Origin of the sequence: Pseudodesulfovibrio profundus, assembly GCF_900217235.1 — a bacterium.
Classification (GTDB): domain Bacteria; phylum Desulfobacterota; class Desulfovibrionia; order Desulfovibrionales; family Desulfovibrionaceae; genus Pseudodesulfovibrio; species Pseudodesulfovibrio profundus.
On record NZ_LT907975.1, the window covers coordinates 1,989,782 to 2,011,396 of the forward strand.

A 21,615-nucleotide genomic window follows, 5' to 3' on the forward strand; every position below is an offset into this window, starting at 1 on the left:
ATTATCACGAAAGCACCTCGTCCATATACATTAAAATATACCTAATGCCAAGGGTGTTCAGCCTGTCGAGACATACAAAAGCCGTTGATTTTGGCGGGTAATTGCGACATGATTCGTTTCTTTGAAAAAACAAGACCAATACGCTCAATATCAAGCGACGGAGGATACATGGCACAGCATCAGGTGAACAAGACGATTAAAGAGATCAACGACCGGATCCGCAAAGGCAAGGGCGTTGTCGTCAACGCCGAGGAAATGGTTGAGATCGTCCGCAAGGAAGGTAAGGTCAACGCGGCTCGTGAAGTCGATGTCGTCACCACCGGAACCTTTTCTCCCATGTGTTCATCTGGCCTGCTGATCAATATCGGGCAGCAGCCTCCGGTCATGAAAGTTTCACGCATGTGGCTGAACAACGTTCCCTGTTACTCAGGGCTTGCCGCTGTAGACGCGTATTTGGGGTGCACAGAGCCTTCCGAGGACGATCCCCTTAACAAGGTCCATCCCGGACGCTTTGCGTACGGAGGCGGGCATGTAATGGAAGATTTGCTTCGGGGCAAAGCTGTTCACCTTCGCGCAGAAGGGTATGGAACCGACTGTTACCCGCGCACCGAGCTGGAAAAAGACATCACTCTGGCTGACCTGCCCAACGCCGTCATGCTCAATCCGCGCAACTGCTACCAGAACTACAACTGTGCAGTGAACCTGACCAGCCGGACTATCTACACGTACATGGGCCCGCTCAAATCCAACTGCTCCAATGCCAACTATGCCACTTCCGGCCAGCTTTCTCCCCTGTTCAATGATCCGTATTACCGGACCATCGGCATGGGAACACGTATCTTCCTGGGCGGTGGCATCGGGTATGTCATCGGCGAAGGAACACAGCATGTTCACAAGCCGCAGCGCAACGAGAAGGGTATCCCCGAGAATCCCTCGGGCACGCTCATGCTCAAGGGTGACTTCAAGCAGATGAAGGCGCGCTATGTCCGCGCACAATCCATCATTGGCTACGGTCCATCCCTGGCACTGGGTGTTGGTATTCCCATTCCCATGCTCAACGAGGATATGGCCGAATTCACCGGTGTCTCCGATTCCGACATCACCATGCCGGTCAAGGATTACGGTTACGACTACCCCAACGGTATTCCTCGTGAGCTCGGTCGTGCTACCTTTGAAGATCTCAAATCCGGCACCATCACCGTCAACGGCAAGGAGACCAGCACGGTTCCGCTTACCAGCTATTCCATGTCCCTTGAGGTCGCAGATGAACTCAAGAAGTGGATCGAAAATGGTGATTTCCTGCTCACAGAAAAAGTCGACGATATTACAAGTATTTAAAATAGACTATTTATAGATTGATAAAAGCCTGTCGCACACTGCGGCAGGCTTTTTTGTGTGCTCTGTATGAGTAAATTGTGTGGTTTATATGTGGCTATTGTTTGCAGGTATGAAAAAGTAATCAGCAACAGCGTGTCGTATCCTCACTTAATCAATTTCAAACTGATCTCAGTATAGTTGATATGGATATGAACTTTTGTGGAAAACAGTCTTGAAAAATGAATTGTGATGTAGGGGGGTAGGTGGTTTGTTACGGCGTGTAAATACTATTTTATCTGGCCAGTGGTGGGTGACAAAACAAAAACAGCCCGGCTCAGGTGATCCTGAACCGGGCTGTTTGATAGTACGGGGAAGCTGTTTAGCTGACGGTTTCCGCACCGGCCTTGATGGCTTCGGTGTTGGCCGGAATGAGCTTGTGGTACCGCTCGGAAATGACATTTTCGAGCGAACCGATGACAGCATCGATGGAGATGATCTTGGATGCTTCGACAAAGGCGCCGATGGCGACCATGTTGGCCATGCGGGTATTACCCAGCTTGTCGGCAATGTCGTTGCAGGGGACTGCATAGCATTTCAGGCGGTCCTGATCTGCCAGTTCCATATCAACCAGTGATGAGTTGATGATGTGAATACCCCCATCCTCAACGCGGGACTGGAACTTGTCCAGGGAAGGGCGGTTCATGGCGATGAGGGATTTGGGTTTGTGGATGATCGGAGAGCCGATATCCTCTTCAGACAAAACCACGGTACAGTTGGCGGTACCGCCACGCATTTCCGGGCCATAAACAGGGATGTAGGTGACGTTCAGGCCGTCTTTCATTCCGGCGTAGGCCAGCAGGTTGCCGATGAGCATGACGCCCTGACCGCCGAAACCGGCGATGATGGAATCGATGTAGCGCATTAGCAGATACCTCCTTCATCGGAAATATCCTTGTACACGCCCAGAGGGAAGTACGGGATCATTTCGTTCTGAATACGTTCGTTGGCCTGCAATGCAGTCATCTTCCAGTTGGTCGGGCATCCGGAGAGCAGCTCAACGAAGCCGAAACCAATTTCCTTGGTCTGGAATTCGAAGGCTTTTTTCAAGTATTTCTTGGCAGTGCGAATGTTCTTCACATTGTCCAGAGAACCACGTGCCGCGTAGGCAACGCCACCAAGGGAGGCGATGATTTCGGTCATGCGGATGGGCGCGCCTTCGTGTGTCTGGCAACGTCCGGCAGGCGTGGTAGTGGTCTTCTGGCCGACCATGGTAGTCGGAGCCATCTGGCCGCCGGTCATGCCGTATACGGTGTTGTTCACGAACACGACGGAGATCTTTTCACCGCGGTTGGCGGCGTGCATGATCTCGGCCATGCCGATGGAAGCCAGATCGCCGTCACCCTGATAGGTGAAGACAAAGTGATCCGGGCGGGCACGCTTGACGCCGGTGGCGACAGCAGGAGCACGGCCGTGCGGTGCTTCAACGGCATCGGCATTCAGGTAATTATACAGGAATACGGAACAACCGATGGATGTGGTCATGAGGGTCTTGCCGCCCAGGTCCATTTCATCCATGAGTTCACCGATGAGCCGGTGAGCTATACCGTGATGACAGCCCGGGCAGTAGTGCGTGGGTCTGTCGATGACGGATTCCGGTCGATCGAATACGAGTTTTTCATTCATATCTGACATCTATTTACCCTCCAGGCTGTTGAGGATTGGCTCCTCCAGTTCGTCCGGGGTGGGCAGGTTGCCGGGGTAGATGGGGTAGAAATCCGAATCGGCAACCGTGCGGATGGCGAGGCGGACATCGTCCAGCATCTGACCCAGGTTATGTTCGATAGTCAGGAACCGCTTGCCTTGCTCGGCCAGTTCCAGCAGTTCCTTGTTCGGGAACGGGTACAGCGTGATGGGGCGGAACAGACCGACTTTCTTGCCTTCCTTGCGGAACTTGCGAACCGCGGATTTGGCAATGCGGCCGATTGAACCGTAAGCGCAGATGACCAGATCGGCATCTTCCACTTCGAATTTCTCGGCTTCGGCCATATCCTGCCATGCATCATACTTTGCCTGGAGGTGCTTGTTCTGACCGGCCAGTTCGCCTTCCTGCAGGAAGAGCGACTTGATGAGGCGCTTTTCACGCTTGTCCTTATGACCATCGATACACCAGTCGCGACCGGCTTCTTCATCGATGTTCTCAGGTTCCCAGGGGATGATCGGTTCTTTCATCTGTCCCATGATCGCATCACCCAGGATAAGGACCGGGGTGCGCTCTGCAAAGGCGATGTCAAAAGCGCGGATGGTCAGGTCATATGCTTCCTGAACATTGCCAGGAGCGAGGGTGAAGTGACGGTAGTCGCCGTGTCCGCCGCCGCGGGTGGACTGGTAATAGTCACCCTGTGCAGGGCCGATGTCGCCCAGACCGGGGCCACCGCGGTTGATATTGACGATGACCGCAGGAACTTCAGAGCCGGCCATATAGGAAATGGCTTCCTGCTTCAGGGACATGCCCGGAGAAGAGGAGGAGGTCATGGCGCGAATACCGGCAGCTCCGGCGCCCAGCAGCATGTTTGCCGCGGCCACTTCGGATTCAGCCTGTACGAAATCGCCGCCCGCCTTGATCAGCTCGGAGGACATGAACTCGGGGATGTCGTTCTGTGGGGTAATGGGATAGCCGAAGAAGCATTTGCATTTGGCAGCCAATGCACCGCGGGAAATGGCTTCATTTCCTTTGACGAATATACGTTCCGGTTGCTTGCTCATACTATTTGCCCCCTTTCTTTTTGGGGGTTTTGTAAACTTTGATTGCCACATCCGGGCAGATCAATGCGCAGGAAGCGCATCCGATACATTTGTCCTTGTCGGCTTCGGGAATCTCGGCGACTTTATAACCGCTGACATTGAAACGATCCGACTGGACGATGATATCCACAGGACAGACCGTGGTACAAAGGAGGCATCCTTTGCAGCGATCTTCCTGGACCTCAATTCGAGACATGTATCACTCCAGTTTTGTTGATGATGTCTGTAGTTGACTATAGCTATATGATTAACATCGCATCTCCATAACTGAAGAAGCGAAACTTGTGCGCCAGTGCGAATTCATATGCCGAAAGGATGGTTTCACGTCCGGCAAGAGCAGAGATCATAATGATGAGCGACGATTCTGGCAAATGGAAGTTGGTTAAAATGCCGTCGATGACGTTGAACTCGTAGCCGGGTGATATGAATATATCTGTTTCTCCCTTGAATTCTGATATGTTACCGCATTCACGGTACATACCTTCCAAGGTTCGGGCGCTGGTCGTGCCAATAGCTATGACCGGTCTGCCCTCGGATTTCGCCTTTTGGATTGCGCGGGCTGTTTTATCTGGCACTTCGATATATTCGGCGTGCATCTGATGTTGGCGAATGTCCTTGCAGCGCACCGGACTGAATGTGCCATAGCCCACGTACAGCGTGACCTCCGCCCACTCGAATCCACGCTCCTTGAGCTGCTCACGATACTGGGGCGTAAAATGTAGACCAGCTGTTGGTGCAGCAACCGACCCTGTTTTGGAAGCATCCGAATAGGTGGTTTGATACCGTTCCTTATCCGAATCAGAATCTGGCCGCTTGATGTAGGGAGGAAGCGGAAGGTGCCCATTATCCTTAAAGTGCTCGGTCAGGTCGTCCTTCCATTGTAACTCCACCTGCCAGCGTCCGAAATGACCCGCTTCACGTGCGATCAAACGAAAGGTATCCGTGAACGTGATGACCGTGCCTTCCTTGGGTGTTTTGGAAGCGCGCAGCAATCCTTCGGCCCTTGCGATGTTCCAGCCGTCTTCCACTGTAGGCTCAATGAGCGGGAGTGGGGTGAGTAAAAGAAATTCGACCTTGCCGCCTGTGGGCTTCATGCCGAATATCCGTGCCGGAATAACCCGTGAGTTGTTGGCCACCAGCAGGGCGTTTTTCGGAAGGTGATCGATCAGCTTCTTGAAATCCGTTGGCTCCATGGATTCCTGTGATCGGTTGACCACAAGCAATCTGGAGCCGTCCCTTTTTTGGGCTGGTTCCTGCGCAATCTGGTCCTCAGGAAGGTCAAAATTGTAGCTTTCAAGTAAAAAATCAGCGGGTATGTCCATCATAATCATCCGTTCAAAGTGTTGAAATTGGTTGTACAATACCTTCCATTTCGGGGATATGTTTTTTTTATTCAATAATTACAGTTAAATATAATTATATGCAGTATCTGAATGCTTTAGACTTGATATTGATGGCATACGTGGTATTTCATTAACTTATGAATTGGCTTTCCGTGGCTGAGATAGCCAAACTTACTCGCATCCCCGCACCGACGGCTCGTCGGTACGCTTCGCTGTTCAAGGATTTCCTTGGAGGACGAAAGATGGGGCGTGTCACAAAGTATCCCGAAGAGTCCCTCACGGTCTTCGAGCGCATTTCGCGTTTGTATGGCGAGGGGAAGGTGACGGCCGAGATCGAGGATGCCTTGCGTTCCGAATTTCCCCGTACGATCGATGTGACAACCACCACCAGATTACCTGCTCACTCGACCGAATCATATGCCGAGTTGGCTGACTCGTTCAACGATGTGATCTCCAAGGTCGCATCCAGTATGGAAATCATAGCCAACCAGAAACAGGTCATTGATCGCCAGCAGGAAGATATTCAGAAGCTCAAAACCGCCTTTGTTCTTTTAGCTCGCAGTCAAAAGCGACTCAAGGAACTCCCGTCCGGCAGTGAAGGGCTTCCTGAAGAAATTCTTGCGCAGACACAGGCCCTTGAAGAAAAAGATGCGGAAATCGAGGAAATGGCACTCAAGCTGACTTTTGATACGTCCGACATCAAGGCCAAACTGCAGATCCTTGAATCTGAACTTGTTCGTTTGCGTAAAGACAGACGGGAAATGGAAAAATTTCTACAGGATAAAATCGACCGTCTTAAAGACGCTGCATCATAGACTTTCCTTTCGGTCCGTCACTTGATAAACGGACAGCGGAATCGACGCAACATCAAGAACGTACAGGAGGGCATCATGCGTTCTTTCACCAAATTTTGTATCATACTGACACTCCTCTTTGTTTTCGCCGGTTGTACTGCCAGAAACACTACTTCCACCGCGCAGGAACCTGCGGAAAACCGTCAGGCAACCTATCAGGAACCTGACTATTACATGGATTTTGACGACATCATGATTCCCAAGGAAATCAACTATGATGCCGACAACTCCTACAAGCTCGACAACTCCAAGTTCCGTGCCGCCATCATGCGTTTTACAGGACGCGTGCAGGTCATGGAACTGATCAACTACTTCCTTAATAATATGGCCAAAGACAACTGGACGCTGGTTTCCAACAACAAGGCTTCCACTGTCCATGTCATGACCTTTGAAAAGTACAACAAGAGTTGTGTCATTCAGGTCGACGACTCGTTCGCCACAGCCAAGACCACCATCTTTGCCGTTGAGGTAAAGGGGGGCACTTCCCTCAAGGATAAGTAGTATGCAACCGCATTATGCTTTTGCAGGGTACATGGGCAAACATGTACACCTTGGCGTCACCGGGTCCATTGCCGCTTTTCGCGCACTGGACCTGTTGCGTTTGTATCTCAGTGCAGATTGTATCGTATCGGCTACATTGACTGAGTCGTGCTGTCGTTTTGTACAGCCTCTAAGCTTTGAAGCCCTTGGTGCGTCACCGGTATACACAAGCATGTTCAATGAGAACCATGCCGGTGATACCGCCTTTGACCACCTTGAGCCAGGACAGGTAGCCGATGCCATGGTCATAGCTCCGGCTTCTGCCAATACCATGTCCAAGCTCGCCAATGGCATGGCTGACGATATGCTTTCCTGTCAGGCGTTGGCATTCGATGGACCAAAGATCATCGCACCGGCCATGAACCCGCGTATGTGGGCAAATCCGGCTACCCAGCGTAACTGGAACACATTGGGTGAACTTGGGTTCATCCGTGTCTGGCCTGATTGCGGTGATGTCGCGTGCGGCGATAAAGGGCAGGGGCGTTTTCCAGCCCTTGAAGAAATACTTGTTGCTACATTGAAAGCGATCAGTCCGCAGGACTTGGCCGGTCAGAAGGTAGTGGTTACGCTTGGACCGACTCGAGAGCCATGGGATGGTGTTCGTTTCTGGTCCAATCCATCAAGTGGAACAATGGGCGCCTGCATGGCGATGGCCGCGTATCTTCGCGGTGCTGATGTGACAGTGATAGCCGGGCCGACCAGCCTCGATTTTCCGTCCGGTATATCGGTAGTCCCGGTAACGACCGCTGCGCAAATGTACGATGCCTGCATGGAAGAGTGGCCGGGAATGGATATTGGGTGTGCCACTGCTGCTGTTGCGGATTTTCATCCTGTTCCATATGGAGACCAGAAATTCAAGAAAGCGGATGCCGATGATCTGACTATTACCTTCAAGCCTAACAAGGATATCCTGTATTCCATGGGCCAATCCAAACGGACAGATCAACGGTTGATCGGATTTGCTGCCGAGACAAACAGTATTCAGGAAGCTGCCCAAGGGAAGATGCAACGAAAGAATCTCGACTTGATAGCTGCCAATGATATCACCCAGGAGGGAAGTGGTTTTGGTGTTTCCACCAATGCCATGTTTGTGCTCGATAAAAATGGCCGCAAAGAGACCTGGCCTCAACTGCCAAAAACCGAAGTAGCGTGGCGATTATGGGATCACCTTCTTCTCGATTAAAGACTGCTGAGCAGTTTCGTCCGTGGGTTAATTCCGGGCTACAGTATATTTTCCGTCCTGGTGCGTCAGATGCCGCACAGGCGGTTTCTCAACCTGCGGTTAATTCGCAGCAGCATGCTGGCGGTTGGCAGCAGGGTGATCAAGCTGCGCCCATGGGCCAGCAGGCTCCCCAGCAGCAGGTTTCACGACCGCAAGTTCCAGCTCAACCACAGCAGGCTCAACAACCGACCCCAAGACCACAAGCTTCTCAGCCGGCTCAACCCAGCCAGCCGCAGCAGCAAGTGTCTCCACCAACACAATCTGCACCTGCATCCAAAGTACGTTTTCCTGAGCCGTGGAATTCGTATTTGAAGAAAATTTCGGTGACCAATCCCAAAGTGGTTTGTACCTATATGGAGCTTGGTCTAGATCTTGGGGGCCAGGCTGATCCAAAGCGTCGAGCAGTTTTACGAAATACACTGACGCATCATTTGAAGTGGCCTGCAGGGACAGCTGCTTTTTGGCCAACCGCTGGTCTTGTGAATGGAGCACTGCAACCGAATGGTTCCATGTTCTGGAAAGGGTGGGAGTTGTGGAAGACTCCATACATTGTCTGTTTCGGCAATGAGTCGCTGCAGATCATTCTCCCTGATGCTCAACCTGGCGGAACGACCTATATGTTGGAACACACGATAATTCATGTTGTTCCATCGTTGAAAGAACTGGTTGGTCTTCTTCCTCACGAGCAGCAGTTAGCGCTGGAGCAATTAACCTCTATTCGAATTGCCTAAATTGAGTCACCCCAGCGTAAAACGCCCATATTTCGCCAATGCGCGATTTTTTGTTCGTTTGGCACCTGTGGGTCATTTTTAATTTAATATTTGCTTATTTTGAGTGATTCGGTTGCGTGGTTATCTTGCTGAAATGATGTGATTATCTCTTTTTTACGTTTTTTAGTCCGTTAAAATGGAAAATTCTCATTATTGCGTAATCATTATCACTGGAGTACACCAAATTTTCAAAACAACGTTAATTCACATTGAGGAAACCTTCATTCATCTAAATGGATGTGTGAACCTCTTCAGTGAACTTCATCTTCAATAAAAGGATTTCAGCAATATGAAAGTTCTTATTACCGGTGCTGCCGGTTTCATTGGTTTTCATCTTTCCAAGCGTCTGACAGAGGAAGGGCACGAAGTTGTCGGGTTGGATAATCTCGATCCCTATTATGATGTGAACCTCAAGAAGGCCCGATTGGCAATACTCGGACAAAGCCCCCTGTTCAAACATGTGAATATCAACATGCAGGATAGTGGTCCGGTTGCCGATCTTTTCAAGCAGGAAAAACCGACCCACGTAGTCAACCTGGCAGCTCAGGCCGGTGTGCGTTACTCCATCGAAAATCCCATGGCCTATGTGAATACCAACCTTGTTGGATTCGCCAACATTTTGGAAGGGTGTCGCCACAACGGGGTAGAGCATCTGGTCTATGCTTCCAGTAGTTCCGTGTACGGTATGAATACAAAAATGCCGTTGAGCCCGCATGAGGGTGTTGATCATCCCATGAGCTTGTATGCTGCGACCAAGAAGTCTAATGAGATGATGGCTCACTCCTACAGCAATCTCTATGACCTTCCCACAACCGGGCTGCGCTTCTTCACTGTGTATGGCCCATGGGGTAGACCGGATATGGCGCTGTTCCTCTTCACCAAGAACATCATTGAAGAGAAACCCATCAACGTATTCAATTACGGTAAAATGCGTCGCGACTTCACCTACATTGACGACATCGTAGAGGGTGTCGTTCGTGTTACCAAAAATACTGCCACTCCCAATGAGAACTGGGACGGAAACAATCCGGATCCGTGCACCAGCCCGAAGCCGTACCGCGTGTACAACATCGGTAATAATGCCATCGTTGAACTGTCGCGTTACATTGAGGTAATTGAGGAAGTGGTTGGCAAGAAAGCCATCTGCAACTATATGCCGATGCAGCCTGGTGATGTACCAGCAACTGAAGCCAATGTTGATGATCTTATCAATGATGTAGGGTTCAAGCCTGACACCAGCATTGAAGTTGGTATCAAGAATTTCATTGATTGGTACCGTTCCTATTACGAGGTTTAGGGAGGCGACTATATATAATGTAATGACCCATCAAAAGGTGAGCTGAGTTTCAGCTCACCTTTTTTTCGCTTTTTTTGCCACCACTCCTTGCTATCAAATCCATTTCAGCCTACGAACAGGTGAACGCTTTAGAAAATGTTTCACGTGAAACATTCAAGAAAAAGCGGTTGTGTTTCACGTGAAACATGTGATGATCACAAAATCAGCGTGTAAGAGAGGGTTCTGTGGCGAGAAAAATCGTTGTAGCAAATCAGAAGGGCGGTGTGGGCAAGACAACCACATCAGTAAATCTGGCCGCTTCTTTGGCTGTGATGGAAAAGAAGGTTCTATTGGTTGATTGTGACCCGCAGGGTAATGCATCCAGTGGATTGGGTTTCTATCCGGTTGATCAGAGAGAAAATATTTATTCTGTCCTTTTTGAGCCTAAAAAAATCACCAAGGCAATCTGTGAGACGGATATCCCGTTTCTTGATTTGCTGCCTGGTACACAGGATCTGGTAGGGGCGGAGATTGAACTGGTCGATAAATTTGGCCGGGAATACTATCTTCGTGAACTCCTGGATACCATTGATCAGGATTATGATTTTGTTATCATCGACTGTCCACCATCGCTTGGGTTGCTAACCGTCAATGCGTTGTGTGCGGCCAACGAAATGTTGGTCCCCCTCCAGTGCGAGTATTACGCTTTGGAAGGTATTGCGCAGCTTCTTATGACGTACGAGTTGGTGCGTAAGCGGTTGAACACCGAGTTGGAAATACTTGGAGTTGTTCTGACCATGTACGATTCGAGAAACAGGTTGTCCTGGCAGGTCAAGCATGAAGTCCGGAAAGCGTTTCCTCAACATCTCTTCGAAACCATTATCCCACGAAATGTTCGGCTCTCCGAAGCTCCCAGCTTTGGAAAACCTGTGATCAATTACGATATAAAATCACGGGGTGCTGAAGCATATATGGCATTGGCCCAGGAAGTGGTCAAAAACTCTACCTCGAAGACAAAAGAGGTCTCCAAGGCATAAAAAAACCCCTGCCGAAACAGGGGTGATCAACATGGTGAAAGCGTGATAGTTAGTACCGGGCTTCTTTGTTTTTGTCTTTGCTTTCCTGGTAAGGGGTACACTCAGTGACTATCTCGTCTTTGAAATGTTTTTTAAGAATTTTTGATTTGCACTGTACACAGTTAAAAGAAACAAGGCCGGCGAGGTTGGCTGAGGTCAGATAGAACCGACGGGGTTCATCCGCAGACCAGTCTTCGGTATTGCTACCACACTCAGAACAGTGAACATCCATATCGACAGGGTAGTCGAAATCCCAGTACTCTTTGAGGGTTTCCCACTCGTGGATGGGTTCTGAAATGATTGGTTCAGGTTCAGTTGGCTGGATTCCGAGTTTGTCGGATACATCATTTTTGATGTGATTCCATGCTTCAGCTGAGAGGAGGCAGCCGATAAGGTTGCCGTCTTTGTCGAAAAGTTCGTTGATATGTTCTGACATGAATACTCCGTGGATGCAGGTTGTCTGTAACGGGTTTATAGGCACTTCCGTTAGGACAGGCAAGCAGCATGTACTGAGCAATAGGAGATATACATATGGCAATGGGTAATAAAGGGCTTGGCCGTGGACTGGATGCGTTACTTGGCGGCGTTAAAGAGGATGAAACGATCACTTCGGATGCCGCTGAAGTTCGCTTGATCCCGATCGAAGCGATTACGCCCAATCCGCATCAGCCACGTAGAGAGTTTTCCGAAGAGGCTTTGAAGGATCTTTGTGCATCCATCAAGACGCGTGGGGTGCTTCAGCCTGTATTGATTCGTCCTCTTTCAAGGGGAAAATACGAACTCGTTGCTGGCGAGCGGAGGCTTCGCGCCTCCAAGTTGGCCGGTCTGACAGAGATTCCGACGTTACTTCGGGAAATGTCAGATCAGGAAAGCCTGGCAATTGCATTGATCGAAAACCTGCAGCGCGAAGATTTGAATCCCGTTGAAGAGGCTCTTGGGTACCAGCAGTTGCAGCAGCAGTTTGGTTTGAGTCAGGATGAGCTTGCACGACAGGTGGGTAAAAGCCGCTCTGCCGTAGCCAATGCCTTGCGGTTGTTGAATCTCCCTGAGTCTGTTCAAAGTGAAATTCAGCAGGGGAGCATGTCGGCAGGGCATGGCCGAGCGATTATGGCAGTCACTGACTCGGATATTCAGTCTGAGCTGCAACAGCGTATCAATAATACCGGCATGACGGTTCGTCAGGCAGAAGCTCAGGCGTCATTCTGGAAGCAGCATGGGCGCCTTCCCGGCGCTGATGAAGTTGGACAAAGCACTACATCAGGCAAAGCCTCCAAGGCTGTTTCCAAGCCCCTTTCGCCAGAACTCGAAGAGATTCAGGCGAAGTTGAATGAATTGCTGAACGTTAAAGTAAAGGTCAGTGGTTCTCTTAATAAAGGCAAAGTTACGATAGCTTATGATGATGAAGATAGCTTGCGGAACATTGTGGATGCTTTGGGAAGTTAGCCGAGTATAATCCCATTTTGTTTGGATACAGAGTAGAGCAGTACTAGCTGGATAATAAACGTTTTGAATGACGGTTGAACAATGACATTAGCAAATATTCATGCGGCCATTGATGCTTTGAAAGGGCATAAGGTCATGATCATCGGTGACTTGATGCTTGATCATTATATGATCGGCAGTGTCGATCGTATTTCTCCGGAAGCACCCGTACCTGTTGTTCGGGTTGACAGGGAAACCTCATTACTTGGCGGTGCCGGTAATGTGGCCCGCAACATCACCTCGCTCGGTGGCGATGCCTTGCTGGTTACCGCGGCTGGTAAAGACCCTGATGGTGATCTGTTGGAAGAGCTGTGTAATGAATCACGGATTCGGACTAAAATTATTCGTGATCCTAATCGTCCTACAACTAAAAAGACCCGGATAATCGCCAGTAATCAGCAGGTGGTTCGTGTTGATCAAGAGCTGAATGTTCCTTTGGGTGAGGATGAATCACTTGTTCTTTTCAATTTTCTTGAAGAGATCATTGATGAATTTCCGGTGATCATCCTGTCTGACTACGGGAAAGGGGTCATTTCTCGATCGTTTATGGACAGGTTCATGGCTATGCTGGATCAACGTGAAAAGCGCCCCTTGGTTTTGGTTGATCCCAAGACCGTTAATTATGACCTGTACAAGGGCGTTGACCTTCTTACACCAAATACGAAGGAAGCCGGCGAGGGGGCAGGGTTCCCGGTAACTGATAAAGAGTCTGTCATTCGCGGTGGTAATGCGTTGTTCGACCGATTGGATTGTCATAATCTGCTCATCACTATGGGTGGTGACGGAATGGCGCTTTTTGAAGGACGCGATACTATCCGCCATATCCCGACATTTGCACGAAAGGTCTTTGATGTAACCGGAGCTGGTGACACCGTCATTGCTACCGTCGCACTCGCATTGGCTTCGGGTGCGCAGCTGTTAACAGCTTGTACTCTTGCGAATTATGCTGCTGGTGTAGTGGTAGCCCAAGTGGGCGCAGCTACGGCATCCATCCCTGATTTGACCGAAGTGGTAGATGAATTGCCTGAACCAAGGGTTACCAGTTGGTAAAAATGTTCTTCACGATGTACTCATGATCAGATTGTGATAACGTTGCCAAGGAGCTGATTGGGCCAAGTATAATGTTGTGGAGGAGCCATGCCAAAAAAGAAACAATTTGAGATTGATACGGGGATAATGAATCTTGGGGCCGCCAAGATTGATACTCCTCTTCGAAATCCCCGTTTTGTTGATGATAAGGTACCGCAACGATTGATGATGACTTCTGAAGAGTTGAGCGAACTCGCAGATGAAGTTGTTCCCATGCAGTTTGAAAAAGCTGGCCCTAGGCAAAAGCTGTTCTTTGATCCGTCCAAGACCAAGTGCGCTGTTGTTACCTGCGGGGGGATTTGCCCTGGGGTCAATGACGTGATCAGGGCGTTGGTCATGGAAGCTCATCACAACTACGGCATTCGATCAGTCATTGGGATTCGTAATGGATTCAGGGGTTTTATCCCGGAGTATGGGTATGATCTCGTTGATTTGACTCTGGATCGAGTCGCAGACATCCACCATCTTGGAGGCACCATACTCGGCTCATCCCGAGGGATTCAGGATGCAACCGTTATCGTTGACTCGCTGGAGCGGCTGAACATCAATGTGCTGCTCGTTATCGGAGGTGACGGCTCCATGCGGGCTGCTCAGGAGATCGTCAATGAGATTTCCAAACGTAGAAAGAAAATTTCGGTCATTGGTATCCCCAAAACAATCGATAATGATATCAATTTCATAACCAGATCATTTGGTTTTGATACAGCGGTTGAGAAGGCTACCGAAGCCATTCAGTGCGCCCATGTCGAAGCAACTGGTGTGGATATGGGGATTGGCCTCGTAAAGCTGATGGGTAGAGAGGCAGGCTTTATTGCATCCCAGGCCACACTTGCAATGCAGGAAGTGAACTTTCTGCTGGTCCCGGAAGACCCGTTCACACTGGAAGGGGAAAATGGACTGCTGAAAGCCCTTGAGCGTCGCCTTTTACAAAGAAATCATGCTCTGATCGTCTGTGCTGAAGGGGCAGGGCAGAACCTTATGGGCCAACCTACCAAGCGTGATGAGTCAGGAAACCCCAAGCTTGGAGATATTTGTGGATTGTTGCGGAAAGAGATAACTCGACATTTCAGTGAGCAGAATCTGGAATGTAATATTAAATTCATTGATCCCAGTTATATAATTCGATCAGTCCCAGCTAACGCCGCAGACAGGGTGTATTGTAGTTTTCTTGGACAACAAGCTCTACACGCTGCGATGAGCGGCAAAACCGGGATGGTCGTAACACACCTCAAATCGACTATGGTCCATCTGCCTTTGGAATTGGTGACCAGCAAACGGCGTACATTGAATGTTCACTCCGACTACTGGTGTACTGTCATGGAGTCGACCGGACAGAAAAGTTATTTCACCCCCTAGTTTACTGCTTTCAAGAAAAGAGAGCAGCCATTACTCGTCAGTATGCACAAAAAAAGGGCCTCAAGTGAGGCCCTTTTTTAATTGGTAAATATGCGGCGGCTATTCGTTGGCGGCAAGTCGGCGGCGAACCTGCTCATTAACCTGGCGGCTGACACTTTCCTGTTCGGACTGGAGTGCAACGGCGAGCAATTCGAAAAGTTCATCGTAAGAGAATTCAAGTGAGAGGGTGCCGTTGGTCACGATGCAGCTTTCTTCCTTCTCTTCAATCTTGTAGGCGCGACGCTCCCGAGCATGCCCAATGGCGGAAATGATGCCATAGGCAAGTTTGCCGTCTTCATCACGATACAGCTTCTCCATAGTCAGCATGCCGGATTTGTCGTCAAAATACATTTCCTCACCAAGAAGCTGGCCAGTGACGCTTTGATCCTGACCCAGATCATTGGGGAGGTTGACGTTCAGAATGGGGTCTGCCGAATTGTGTCCGCCGATCGATTTTTTCGACATGCTCATCTCCTAGTCCAAAGGAAGTTTATATTGCTGTGAGTCAGGCTTCTTTTTGCCGCTGGAAGCAGACTCCTGCCAACGCTGATTGATGAAATCCATAAGCGCACTTTCAGGGACACGCCATTGACTGCCAATTTTAATAGCCTTGATACTCCCGCCTGTAATTAGGCGATACGCAGTCCTCTGGTGCACTCGCAGCACTTCAGCCACTTCGCGCACCGTCAGCAGCGTGGGGGGCTTGGATGTATCGTACATGTCCATAACGTCAAAGGCTGAGTTGCGATGTTCATTCTTTGACATAATGAGTCAAAGAATGTCAACAAAGTACAAAGAAGTCCTTGTCTGTGCATAAAATCCAAACACGCTTATGAATCGACAACTAAACCAGTAGTTTGAAATTGTTTGCAGTTGCCCTTGTGGAATGTCGTTTAAATTAAAAAAATATACTATCAGGATGTAGAAAAAAATCGATCACTATTTACAATATTCTTCTAGAGAAAGTCATTGAAAAGTCTTGAATGAAGGAATGATACATTTGCAGACAAATACTGTTATTTTGGTGTCTTAATGTTCTAACTTGGTAAAAGATCAAGGATTGTGATGCGATAGGAAGTCGAGTTAAATAGTATATGCCGTGTATTTTTGAAGGTGACAAATCAGGGTTGAGCGGAATGTGCTGTAGATGGTTAAAGTTAATTGTAGAAAGCAACATTCTGTGATGAACGTCGAAAGGCAGAAAATTGGTAAATCAGCGAGTAGTAGTTGTGCAATGGGCTTTACGAGCTTGTGTTGTGCGGATACGGTGTGAATATGAAAATCATAGTGAATGCAGATGATGCAGGGATTCACCCTGCGGTTAACAGGGCTGTGGAACTCCTGGCGGAAGCTGGAATTGTTACTTCTACCTCGATCGTCGCAACTGGTGAACATGTTGAGGAAGCTGCGAAGTTACATGGCGTAAGTATTGGCGTTCATCTGGATATCTTGCGCGGCCGGCCGATAAGTCATTGGCAACACATCGCTTCGGTTGTGGATGAAAATGGATCATTCCTGTGTGAACCTGTGAAACTCTTTGAACGATACGCTGCCGGTAAAATCGACCATATGCATGTGGAGCAGGAGTGGGCGGCACAAATCGAGCGGGTACTGGACCTTGGTATCAAGCCCACGCATTTGTCGAGCCATAAGCATGTGCATGCGTGGCCATCGTTGACTCGCATGGCAGGTATGCTTGCGGAACGATACGATATTCCATGGTTGAGGAAACCGGAGGAGTGCGCGGAAATCTCCAGACTGCATGTACAGGGTTTGAAGAATAAGTTCAGTAATATTTGCAGCATGTTTGATAGAGAGGCCACGCCTGTCCAAATCCCGGATTATTTCTGGCAGCCGGAGCTGGAAGAAAAACTCGGGCCTGACATGTTTATGGAGGCGTTGCAGAAAGCTGACCTGGTTGCGGATAGTGTTCTTGAATTGTGTTGTACACCTGGATTGATTATTGCCGGTGATCCGATCATCCCCCAGTATTGCAATCCGCTCGAAATATCAGCCAATTGGCGAACCGATTACGACAGTCTCTCCAACGATGACTGGCGCAGTGCATTTACCAAGGCAAGCCTTGAACAAATCGCTTATGACGGAAAGTGAAGAGATTCAGAATCACAAATCCTTGTATGACTCGCTCGTCGAGATAATAAAGGATCGTTTCGACACGACGACATTGGGAGTTGTCGCTCTATCCGGTGGAGTAGATAGCGCTCTTGTGGCTCACGCCGCTCATGCTGCCCTGGGAGACAGGTGTTTGGCTGTAACGATGCAAAGTGAATTTACGACGCCACGGGATTTTACCAGAGCCGTTGAGATATCTGAGCTTATAGGGATAGAACATCATCCGCTGATCATGCGCATGCTGGAAGATGAGAATGTCCGTCGAAATGACAGTGAACGATGCTTTCATTGCAAACGTGCCATTTTTAGGATGATGCGATTCGAGTATGGTGATCACTGCTTGTTTATGGATGGCACCAATGCGGATGATGATCCGGAGCGTCCGGGACGCAAGGCACTACGCGAGTTTGGTGTTTTTTCTCCGCTGGAAAAAGCGGGTTTGACGAAAAAAAAAGTGCGTCAGTTAGCTCGGTTTGTGGGACTGCCAAATTGGGATACACCATCGGAAAGCTGCCTTGCCACCAGATTGCCTGTGGGCACACCATTGGATGCAGAGGGGGTGGAGCGGGTGCGCTTGATGGAGAATTTCTTTCATGAGCGTGGGGTCGACACCTTACGTGCGTACCATGACAATCTGATGGCAACCGTGACTTTTAAGCCAGAGTACGCTGATATTATGGAGAAAAACCGTGATAATTTCATGGCGCTGATCACCAGATTGGGATTGCGCTCATTCACCTACAAAATTTGGAATGAACCTGACGCTGATTGAGAGTGGATATAAGGATTACGAGAATCGAAATGGGATCTATGTATACAATATATTTGGACTGTTCTACTGGAGTAAGTGGCGATATGTTGCTTGCGGCGCTGACTCATGCTGTGTGTGAGGTGGAGCAGAGTAGTGATCTGGCGGTGCTTGAAAAGGCGCTCACTCCCCTTAACATAGAAGGGTATCAACTGGAGTGGTCGCAAAAAAACATAGCTGGGATCATGACGAATCATGTCGATGTCATTCAAACCAAGGATCAACCGCTCAGGACTTATTCGGATTTGGCCACACTGATTGATGGTTGTGGTTTGAAAGGACGTGCTGCCGGATGGGCTCATGACGCCTTGCGAATGCTTGGAGAGGCAGAAGCCAAGGTTCATGGCGTTGATCTGGAAAGAGTGCATTTTCATGAAATAGGTGCTGTAGATACCATTGTGGATATTGTGGGAACCGTTGTGCTTCTTGATCGTCTTTCTGCTGGGAAGGTGGTTGTTTCACCGGTAGATCTCGGGTCCGGTTTCATTGAGTGTGCGCACGGAAAAATGCCAGTTCCTGCGCCTGCTTGTGCTGAACTTGCCAAGGGGTTGGTTACCTTTGGATCTCCGTGTGGCATGGAGCGTTCAACGCCCACCGGTCTGGCTTTGCTGCGAGCCGTTGTTGAGCGTTGCGGTTCAATGCCGATGGGAACGGTGAAAGGGGTAGGTTACGGATCTGGTGGCCGTTCCTCTGATGAGCAGCCTACATATGTAAGGGCGTTTGTATTGCAGGAAATTGAAGTAGAGCTGCCTGAGAGGGCCCCAAATGATGCGTGATCAGGTTCATGTGATCATAGCAAAGTACACTGAGAATATCAGTTGGTGCGATGAGTTGGGCTATGAGTACACTGTGTATGACAAGAGCCCGCATCCTCTACCGAATGCTATTAATTTGGAGAATATAGGCAGAGAAAGTCACACCTATTTGACCCATATAGTCCGTAATTATGACTCCCTGAACCCTGTGAATGTTTTTTTGCAGGGAAATCCTTTTGATCATTTGAGCGATCAGGGGAGTGCCTCTGTTGTGGATTTGCAGAAAGCCATTGAGGAAGTGGTGGATCGCCGTATACCGTTCAAGGGTTTTGCCTGGTTCAAGCTGCGATGCGACCGTCTAGGCCGTCCGCATGACTTGAAAGAAGAAAAAAACCGTGGGCGTTGGGCTGGTTGGGGAAAAGATATCCCGCTGGGTGATGTGTTTGAACAGCTCTTTCCTGCCGATTTCCCGAACCAACTGGTGGTGCGTGCTCCTGCCGGGGTCTTTGCTGTGACCGGCGAGCGTATTCGTACCAGGCCCAAAGCGTTTTATGAATATGCCTTGAGCCTGCTTGAAGCCGATCCCGAAGACAGCAATAATACCGGGCACGCTTTCGAGCGGCTGTGGCAGCACATTTTCAATGGCAATACAGCTTGGAACAGATCAGCGTATCCCAGTCAGATCAAAGCGTAACGACGCGTACGAGGACATGAAATGAATATGCCGTTAAATCTGCGTATAGCGATCTCATCGCTCAAGGCTCACAAGTGGCGCGCTATCCTGGCCATGCTTGGTGTCTTTCTGGGTGCACTCGCATTCACAGGTGTGCAGCATGTTTCGGAAATCATGGTCCGGCAGGCAGAGATCGAAACCGAAAAGCTCGGCCCGAACCTGTATGTCGTCATGGCAGGCAAGACGCGTTTCAGGCGAAGTGGCAGTGTGCGCGTAACGCAGGATTCGCAGAATTTTACCCTGGCTGATGCCGATGCAATCATGAAAGGCGTGCCTTCTGTTCTGGATGGAACCCCCTTCGTCAATGCCACCATGCAACTGCGCGGCAATGGGACGGCTGTAACTGCCAAGATCATGGCTACCTGGCCGAATTTTGAAGAAATACGTAGCTTTAATGCGGATATAGGGCGGTTTTTCAATTGGCAGGAGGTGGACGAGCGATCCAAGGTCTGCGTGCTGGGTCGCAAGATTGCCGAGCGATTGTTTGGTGATCCGCAAAAAGCCGTAGGCGAGATTGTTTATCTCTTTCGTGCGAGTTTTCGAGTCATCGGCGTAATGGAAAGCAAGGGAAGGGATGTGTCAGGTGAAGACCAGGATGAATACATGTTCATGCCGGTCACGACCTATATGCGGCGTGCTGCCAACCAGGACTGGATCAACGGTGTTTTCCTTCGGCTCTCAAAGGAGGCCAGTCTGGAGATCGTATCCGAATCAGCCAAGTCCATCATGCGTCATCGCCACAATATCCGACCGGGTCAGGATGACGATTTCAGCACCCTGTCTCCTCGTGATGCCGTACGCCTGCAACGGCAGGCCCTGGACCTGATGTCGACACTGGGGGGCATCACTTCCACCATTTCCTTTGGTGTTGGCGGCATGGGTATCCTTTCCATCATGATTCTGGTGGTTCGATCTCGAAGGGTGGAGATCGGAATCCGGCGTGCCGTTGGCGGGAAGCGGCGTGACATTGTGCCCCAATTTCTCTTTGAATCCGGCCTGATGGCCTCCATCGGCGGTGTGTTGGGAGTGTGTGTCACCGTGGTGCTTGTGGTTGTCGGTTGTAAGATCGCGGGGTTACCAATTATCATCGATCCGGGCAGTCTGCTGCTGACCATGGTCGGTTCATGCGTGTTAGGTATTGCAGCGGGGGCGTATCCTGCCTGGCAGGCCGCCAATATCGAGATTCTTGACGTGTTGAAGCGATAATTCCTTTACTGGTTATAATGGCTTATCAGGTCATTTGCGCATAGATTCCTACTAAAGATAACAACGAATCGCAGTGGATCTGGTCCCTGGTGGCCATGATCTGCTTTTAGTTGAACAGGATGGGGATTTGAGCGATTTGTCGGCCAAGGGGGGAGTTATGAATGACAATGTATGCCCGGAGAACGCCCGTCAAGCCATCATGGATGCTGCGGCTGAGTGTTTCAGCAAAAAAACGGTACGCCGGACTACGTATGCGGATATCGCAGCCATATCGGGTTGTGATGCTCGACAAATTAAGAAAGAGTTCAAGACAAAGAATCAGTTGGCTCTGACCATACAGGCTCGGGACATGAAACGGATGAAGCAGGCCTACTTATCCAGTATGCCCGATGCCACGCCCGACAAGGTCATCAAGTACATATTGCGCACAAGGCTCAATTTTGTGGCGGACAATCATGAGCGGATGTACCTCTTCTTTCGTGAAGGACTCTCTGGGCACCAACCCTGGTCCAAGTTGCTGGACAAGGTAATCTGGGATCTGTCCATCGAGCTGCTGACTTTGATCCATAAAGGGGTCAGGGACGGGCTTTTCAGGCAGTCCATGGATGAGAACATCATAACTCGATCGATTCTTTCCCACTATCTTACGGGTGTTGTCGTGATCGGCTTGCGATCGGAGGAATTTGACGCTGATGGAGTCTGGGACTTTATCGAGCCACAAATCGACATGCTTTTTGAATGCATAACAACCTGATTTACTGTGAAAAGAAAGATTTGAAACCGGATATGGAAACATATCCGGTTTTTTTGTCGT

Annotated in this window: 24 protein-coding genes; 16 read left to right on the forward strand and 8 right to left on the reverse strand. The window is 49.6% G+C overall.

Going from position 1 to position 21,615, the window contains the following annotated elements; genetic code table 11:
- Window positions 1–168 precede the first annotated feature (168 nt).
- Window positions 169–1,338: a homocysteine biosynthesis protein gene (locus DPRO_RS09430; protein ID WP_097011816.1), complete on the forward strand. Its 1,170-nt coding sequence runs from the start codon at window positions 169–171 to the stop codon at window positions 1,336–1,338.
- A 358-nt stretch (window positions 1,339–1,696) separates the two neighbouring features.
- Here the strand turns inward: DPRO_RS09430 and DPRO_RS09435 are convergent, their stop codons facing one another.
- From DPRO_RS09435 to queA, 5 genes are read right to left on the reverse strand one after another with little or no spacing between them, the layout of a single operon-like run.
- Window positions 1,697–2,239, reverse strand: a complete 543-nt coding sequence (locus tag DPRO_RS09435) for a 2-oxoacid:acceptor oxidoreductase family protein (protein ID WP_097011817.1) — start codon at window positions 2,237–2,239, stop codon at window positions 1,697–1,699.
- Complete coding sequence (locus tag DPRO_RS09440; RefSeq protein WP_097011818.1) at window positions 2,239–3,009, reverse strand: thiamine pyrophosphate-dependent enzyme; 771 nt, start codon at window positions 3,007–3,009, stop codon at window positions 2,239–2,241. The genes DPRO_RS09435 and DPRO_RS09440 overlap by 1 nt, the downstream gene beginning before the upstream one ends.
- On the reverse strand, window positions 3,010–4,080 hold the full coding sequence (locus tag DPRO_RS09445) for a 3-methyl-2-oxobutanoate dehydrogenase subunit VorB (protein WP_097011819.1): 1,071 nt from the start codon (window positions 4,078–4,080) through the stop codon (window positions 3,010–3,012). It lies immediately after the preceding gene.
- A gap of 1 nt (window position 4,081) precedes the next feature.
- Complete coding sequence (locus tag DPRO_RS09450; protein WP_097011820.1) at window positions 4,082–4,315, reverse strand: indolepyruvate ferredoxin oxidoreductase subunit alpha; 234 nt, start codon at window positions 4,313–4,315, stop codon at window positions 4,082–4,084.
- A 43-nt stretch (window positions 4,316–4,358) separates the two neighbouring features.
- Window positions 4,359–5,444, reverse strand: a complete 1,086-nt coding sequence (queA, locus tag DPRO_RS09455; protein ID WP_232005767.1) for a tRNA preQ1(34) S-adenosylmethionine ribosyltransferase-isomerase QueA — start codon at window positions 5,442–5,444, stop codon at window positions 4,359–4,361.
- Between the two features lie 155 nt (window positions 5,445–5,599).
- On the opposite strand from queA, the gene DPRO_RS09460 reads away from it, so the two are divergent.
- The 6 genes from DPRO_RS09460 to DPRO_RS09490 all read left to right on the forward strand — a co-directional run bounded on the left by DPRO_RS09460 (window position 5,600) and on the right by DPRO_RS09490 (window position 11,161).
- Entirely contained in the window at window positions 5,600–6,277 is a 678-nt protein-coding gene (locus DPRO_RS09460) for a hypothetical protein (protein ID WP_097011822.1), read from the forward strand.
- A 75-nt stretch (window positions 6,278–6,352) separates the two neighbouring features.
- Window positions 6,353–6,817: a hypothetical protein gene (locus DPRO_RS09465; protein ID WP_097011823.1), complete on the forward strand. Its 465-nt coding sequence runs from the start codon at window positions 6,353–6,355 to the stop codon at window positions 6,815–6,817.
- 1 nt (window position 6,818) lies between these two features.
- Window positions 6,819–8,039, forward strand: coding sequence for a bifunctional phosphopantothenoylcysteine decarboxylase/phosphopantothenate--cysteine ligase CoaBC (gene coaBC / locus DPRO_RS09470; RefSeq protein WP_097011824.1), 1,221 nt, complete (start codon window positions 6,819–6,821; stop codon window positions 8,037–8,039).
- Complete coding sequence (locus tag DPRO_RS20240) at window positions 8,006–8,809, forward strand: hypothetical protein (protein ID WP_162291170.1); 804 nt, start codon at window positions 8,006–8,008, stop codon at window positions 8,807–8,809. Before coaBC ends, DPRO_RS20240 begins: the two co-directional genes overlap by 34 nt.
- A 328-nt stretch (window positions 8,810–9,137) precedes the next feature.
- Window positions 9,138–10,145: an NAD-dependent epimerase gene (locus DPRO_RS09485; protein ID WP_097011827.1), complete on the forward strand. Its 1,008-nt coding sequence runs from the start codon at window positions 9,138–9,140 to the stop codon at window positions 10,143–10,145.
- Between the two features lie 224 nt (window positions 10,146–10,369).
- Window positions 10,370–11,161: a ParA family protein gene (locus DPRO_RS09490; protein ID WP_097011828.1), complete on the forward strand. Its 792-nt coding sequence runs from the start codon at window positions 10,370–10,372 to the stop codon at window positions 11,159–11,161.
- A 49-nt stretch (window positions 11,162–11,210) separates the two neighbouring features.
- On the opposite strand, the gene DPRO_RS09495 is transcribed toward DPRO_RS09490, so the two are convergent.
- The gene (locus DPRO_RS09495; RefSeq protein WP_097011829.1) at window positions 11,211–11,636 is read right to left on the reverse strand and encodes a hypothetical protein; all 426 of its coding nucleotides are present in this window, start codon (window positions 11,634–11,636) and stop codon (window positions 11,211–11,213) included.
- Between the two features lie 95 nt (window positions 11,637–11,731).
- Between DPRO_RS09495 and DPRO_RS09500 the strand changes: the two genes are divergently transcribed.
- The 3 genes from DPRO_RS09500 to DPRO_RS09510 all read left to right on the forward strand — a co-directional run bounded on the left by DPRO_RS09500 (window position 11,732) and on the right by DPRO_RS09510 (window position 15,127).
- A complete protein-coding gene (locus DPRO_RS09500) occupies window positions 11,732–12,643 on the forward strand; it encodes a ParB/RepB/Spo0J family partition protein (RefSeq protein WP_097011830.1) in 912 nt (303 codons plus the stop codon).
- Between the two features lie 81 nt (window positions 12,644–12,724).
- The gene (gene rfaE1 / locus DPRO_RS09505) at window positions 12,725–13,732 is read left to right on the forward strand and encodes a D-glycero-beta-D-manno-heptose-7-phosphate kinase (RefSeq protein ID WP_097011831.1); all 1,008 of its coding nucleotides are present in this window, start codon (window positions 12,725–12,727) and stop codon (window positions 13,730–13,732) included.
- Between the two features lie 87 nt (window positions 13,733–13,819).
- Window positions 13,820–15,127, forward strand: coding sequence for an ATP-dependent 6-phosphofructokinase (locus DPRO_RS09510; RefSeq protein WP_097011832.1), 1,308 nt, complete (start codon window positions 13,820–13,822; stop codon window positions 15,125–15,127).
- 99 nt (window positions 15,128–15,226) lie between these two features.
- Here the strand turns inward: DPRO_RS09510 and DPRO_RS09515 are convergent, their stop codons facing one another.
- Entirely contained in the window at window positions 15,227–15,631 is a 405-nt protein-coding gene (locus DPRO_RS09515) for a hypothetical protein (RefSeq protein ID WP_097011833.1), read from the reverse strand.
- Between the two features lie 9 nt (window positions 15,632–15,640).
- A complete protein-coding gene (locus DPRO_RS09520) occupies window positions 15,641–15,931 on the reverse strand; it encodes a helix-turn-helix domain-containing protein (RefSeq protein ID WP_232005768.1) in 291 nt (96 codons plus the stop codon).
- Between the two features lie 510 nt (window positions 15,932–16,441).
- Here DPRO_RS09520 and DPRO_RS09525 point away from each other — a divergent pair.
- From DPRO_RS09525 to DPRO_RS09550, 6 genes are all read left to right on the forward strand, one after another.
- Window positions 16,442–17,278 (forward strand): ChbG/HpnK family deacetylase, encoded by an 837-nt coding sequence (locus tag DPRO_RS09525; protein ID WP_097011834.1) that lies wholly within the window; start codon window positions 16,442–16,444, stop codon window positions 17,276–17,278.
- Complete coding sequence (locus DPRO_RS09530; RefSeq protein ID WP_157917423.1) at window positions 17,265–18,071, forward strand: asparagine synthase-related protein; 807 nt, start codon at window positions 17,265–17,267, stop codon at window positions 18,069–18,071. Before DPRO_RS09525 ends, DPRO_RS09530 begins: the two co-directional genes overlap by 14 nt.
- A 2-nt stretch (window positions 18,072–18,073) precedes the next feature.
- The gene (gene larC, locus DPRO_RS09535) at window positions 18,074–18,883 is read left to right on the forward strand and encodes a nickel pincer cofactor biosynthesis protein LarC (protein ID WP_232005769.1); all 810 of its coding nucleotides are present in this window, start codon (window positions 18,074–18,076) and stop codon (window positions 18,881–18,883) included.
- Window positions 18,876–19,556, forward strand: a complete 681-nt coding sequence (locus tag DPRO_RS09540) for a DUF3431 domain-containing protein (RefSeq protein WP_097013704.1) — start codon at window positions 18,876–18,878, stop codon at window positions 19,554–19,556. The genes larC and DPRO_RS09540 overlap by 8 nt, the downstream gene beginning before the upstream one ends.
- A 21-nt stretch (window positions 19,557–19,577) precedes the next feature.
- On the forward strand, window positions 19,578–20,801 hold the full coding sequence (locus DPRO_RS09545; RefSeq protein ID WP_097011836.1) for an ABC transporter permease: 1,224 nt from the start codon (window positions 19,578–19,580) through the stop codon (window positions 20,799–20,801).
- Window positions 20,802–20,958: 157 nt separating this feature from the next.
- Window positions 20,959–21,555, forward strand: a complete 597-nt coding sequence (locus tag DPRO_RS09550) for a TetR/AcrR family transcriptional regulator (RefSeq protein WP_097011837.1) — start codon at window positions 20,959–20,961, stop codon at window positions 21,553–21,555.
- The last annotated feature ends 60 nt before the right edge of the window (window positions 21,556–21,615 follow it).

Coding starts and splice junctions, on each gene's coding strand:
- DPRO_RS09430 (WP_097011816.1), top strand. CDS start 169: ATGGCACAGCATCAGGTGAACAAGACGATTAAAGAGATCAACGACCGG.
- DPRO_RS09435 (WP_097011817.1), bottom strand. CDS start 2,239: ATGCGCTACATCGATTCCATCATCGCCGGTTTCGGCGGTCAGGGCGTC.
- DPRO_RS09440 (WP_097011818.1), bottom strand. CDS start 3,009: ATGTCAGATATGAATGAAAAACTCGTATTCGATCGACCGGAATCCGTC.
- DPRO_RS09445 (WP_097011819.1), bottom strand. CDS start 4,080: ATGAGCAAGCAACCGGAACGTATATTCGTCAAAGGAAATGAAGCCATT.
- DPRO_RS09450 (WP_097011820.1), bottom strand. CDS start 4,315: ATGTCTCGAATTGAGGTCCAGGAAGATCGCTGCAAAGGATGCCTCCTT.
- queA (WP_232005767.1), bottom strand. CDS start 5,444: ATGATGGACATACCCGCTGATTTTTTACTTGAAAGCTACAATTTTGAC.
- DPRO_RS09460 (WP_097011822.1), top strand. CDS start 5,600: ATGAATTGGCTTTCCGTGGCTGAGATAGCCAAACTTACTCGCATCCCC.
- DPRO_RS09465 (WP_097011823.1), top strand. CDS start 6,353: ATGCGTTCTTTCACCAAATTTTGTATCATACTGACACTCCTCTTTGTT.
- coaBC (WP_097011824.1), top strand. CDS start 6,819: ATGCAACCGCATTATGCTTTTGCAGGGTACATGGGCAAACATGTACAC.
- DPRO_RS09485 (WP_097011827.1), top strand. CDS start 9,138: ATGAAAGTTCTTATTACCGGTGCTGCCGGTTTCATTGGTTTTCATCTT.
- DPRO_RS09495 (WP_097011829.1), bottom strand. CDS start 11,636: ATGTCAGAACATATCAACGAACTTTTCGACAAAGACGGCAACCTTATC.
- DPRO_RS09500 (WP_097011830.1), top strand. CDS start 11,732: ATGGCAATGGGTAATAAAGGGCTTGGCCGTGGACTGGATGCGTTACTT.
- rfaE1 (WP_097011831.1), top strand. CDS start 12,725: ATGACATTAGCAAATATTCATGCGGCCATTGATGCTTTGAAAGGGCAT.
- DPRO_RS09510 (WP_097011832.1), top strand. CDS start 13,820: ATGCCAAAAAAGAAACAATTTGAGATTGATACGGGGATAATGAATCTT.
- DPRO_RS09515 (WP_097011833.1), bottom strand. CDS start 15,631: ATGTCGAAAAAATCGATCGGCGGACACAATTCGGCAGACCCCATTCTG.
- DPRO_RS09520 (WP_232005768.1), bottom strand. CDS start 15,931: ATGTCAAAGAATGAACATCGCAACTCAGCCTTTGACGTTATGGACATG.
- DPRO_RS09525 (WP_097011834.1), top strand. CDS start 16,442: ATGAAAATCATAGTGAATGCAGATGATGCAGGGATTCACCCTGCGGTT.
- DPRO_RS09530 (WP_157917423.1), top strand. CDS start 17,265: ATGACGGAAAGTGAAGAGATTCAGAATCACAAATCCTTGTATGACTCG.
- DPRO_RS09540 (WP_097013704.1), top strand. CDS start 18,876: ATGCGTGATCAGGTTCATGTGATCATAGCAAAGTACACTGAGAATATC.
- DPRO_RS09545 (WP_097011836.1), top strand. CDS start 19,578: ATGAATATGCCGTTAAATCTGCGTATAGCGATCTCATCGCTCAAGGCT.
- DPRO_RS09550 (WP_097011837.1), top strand. CDS start 20,959: ATGAATGACAATGTATGCCCGGAGAACGCCCGTCAAGCCATCATGGAT.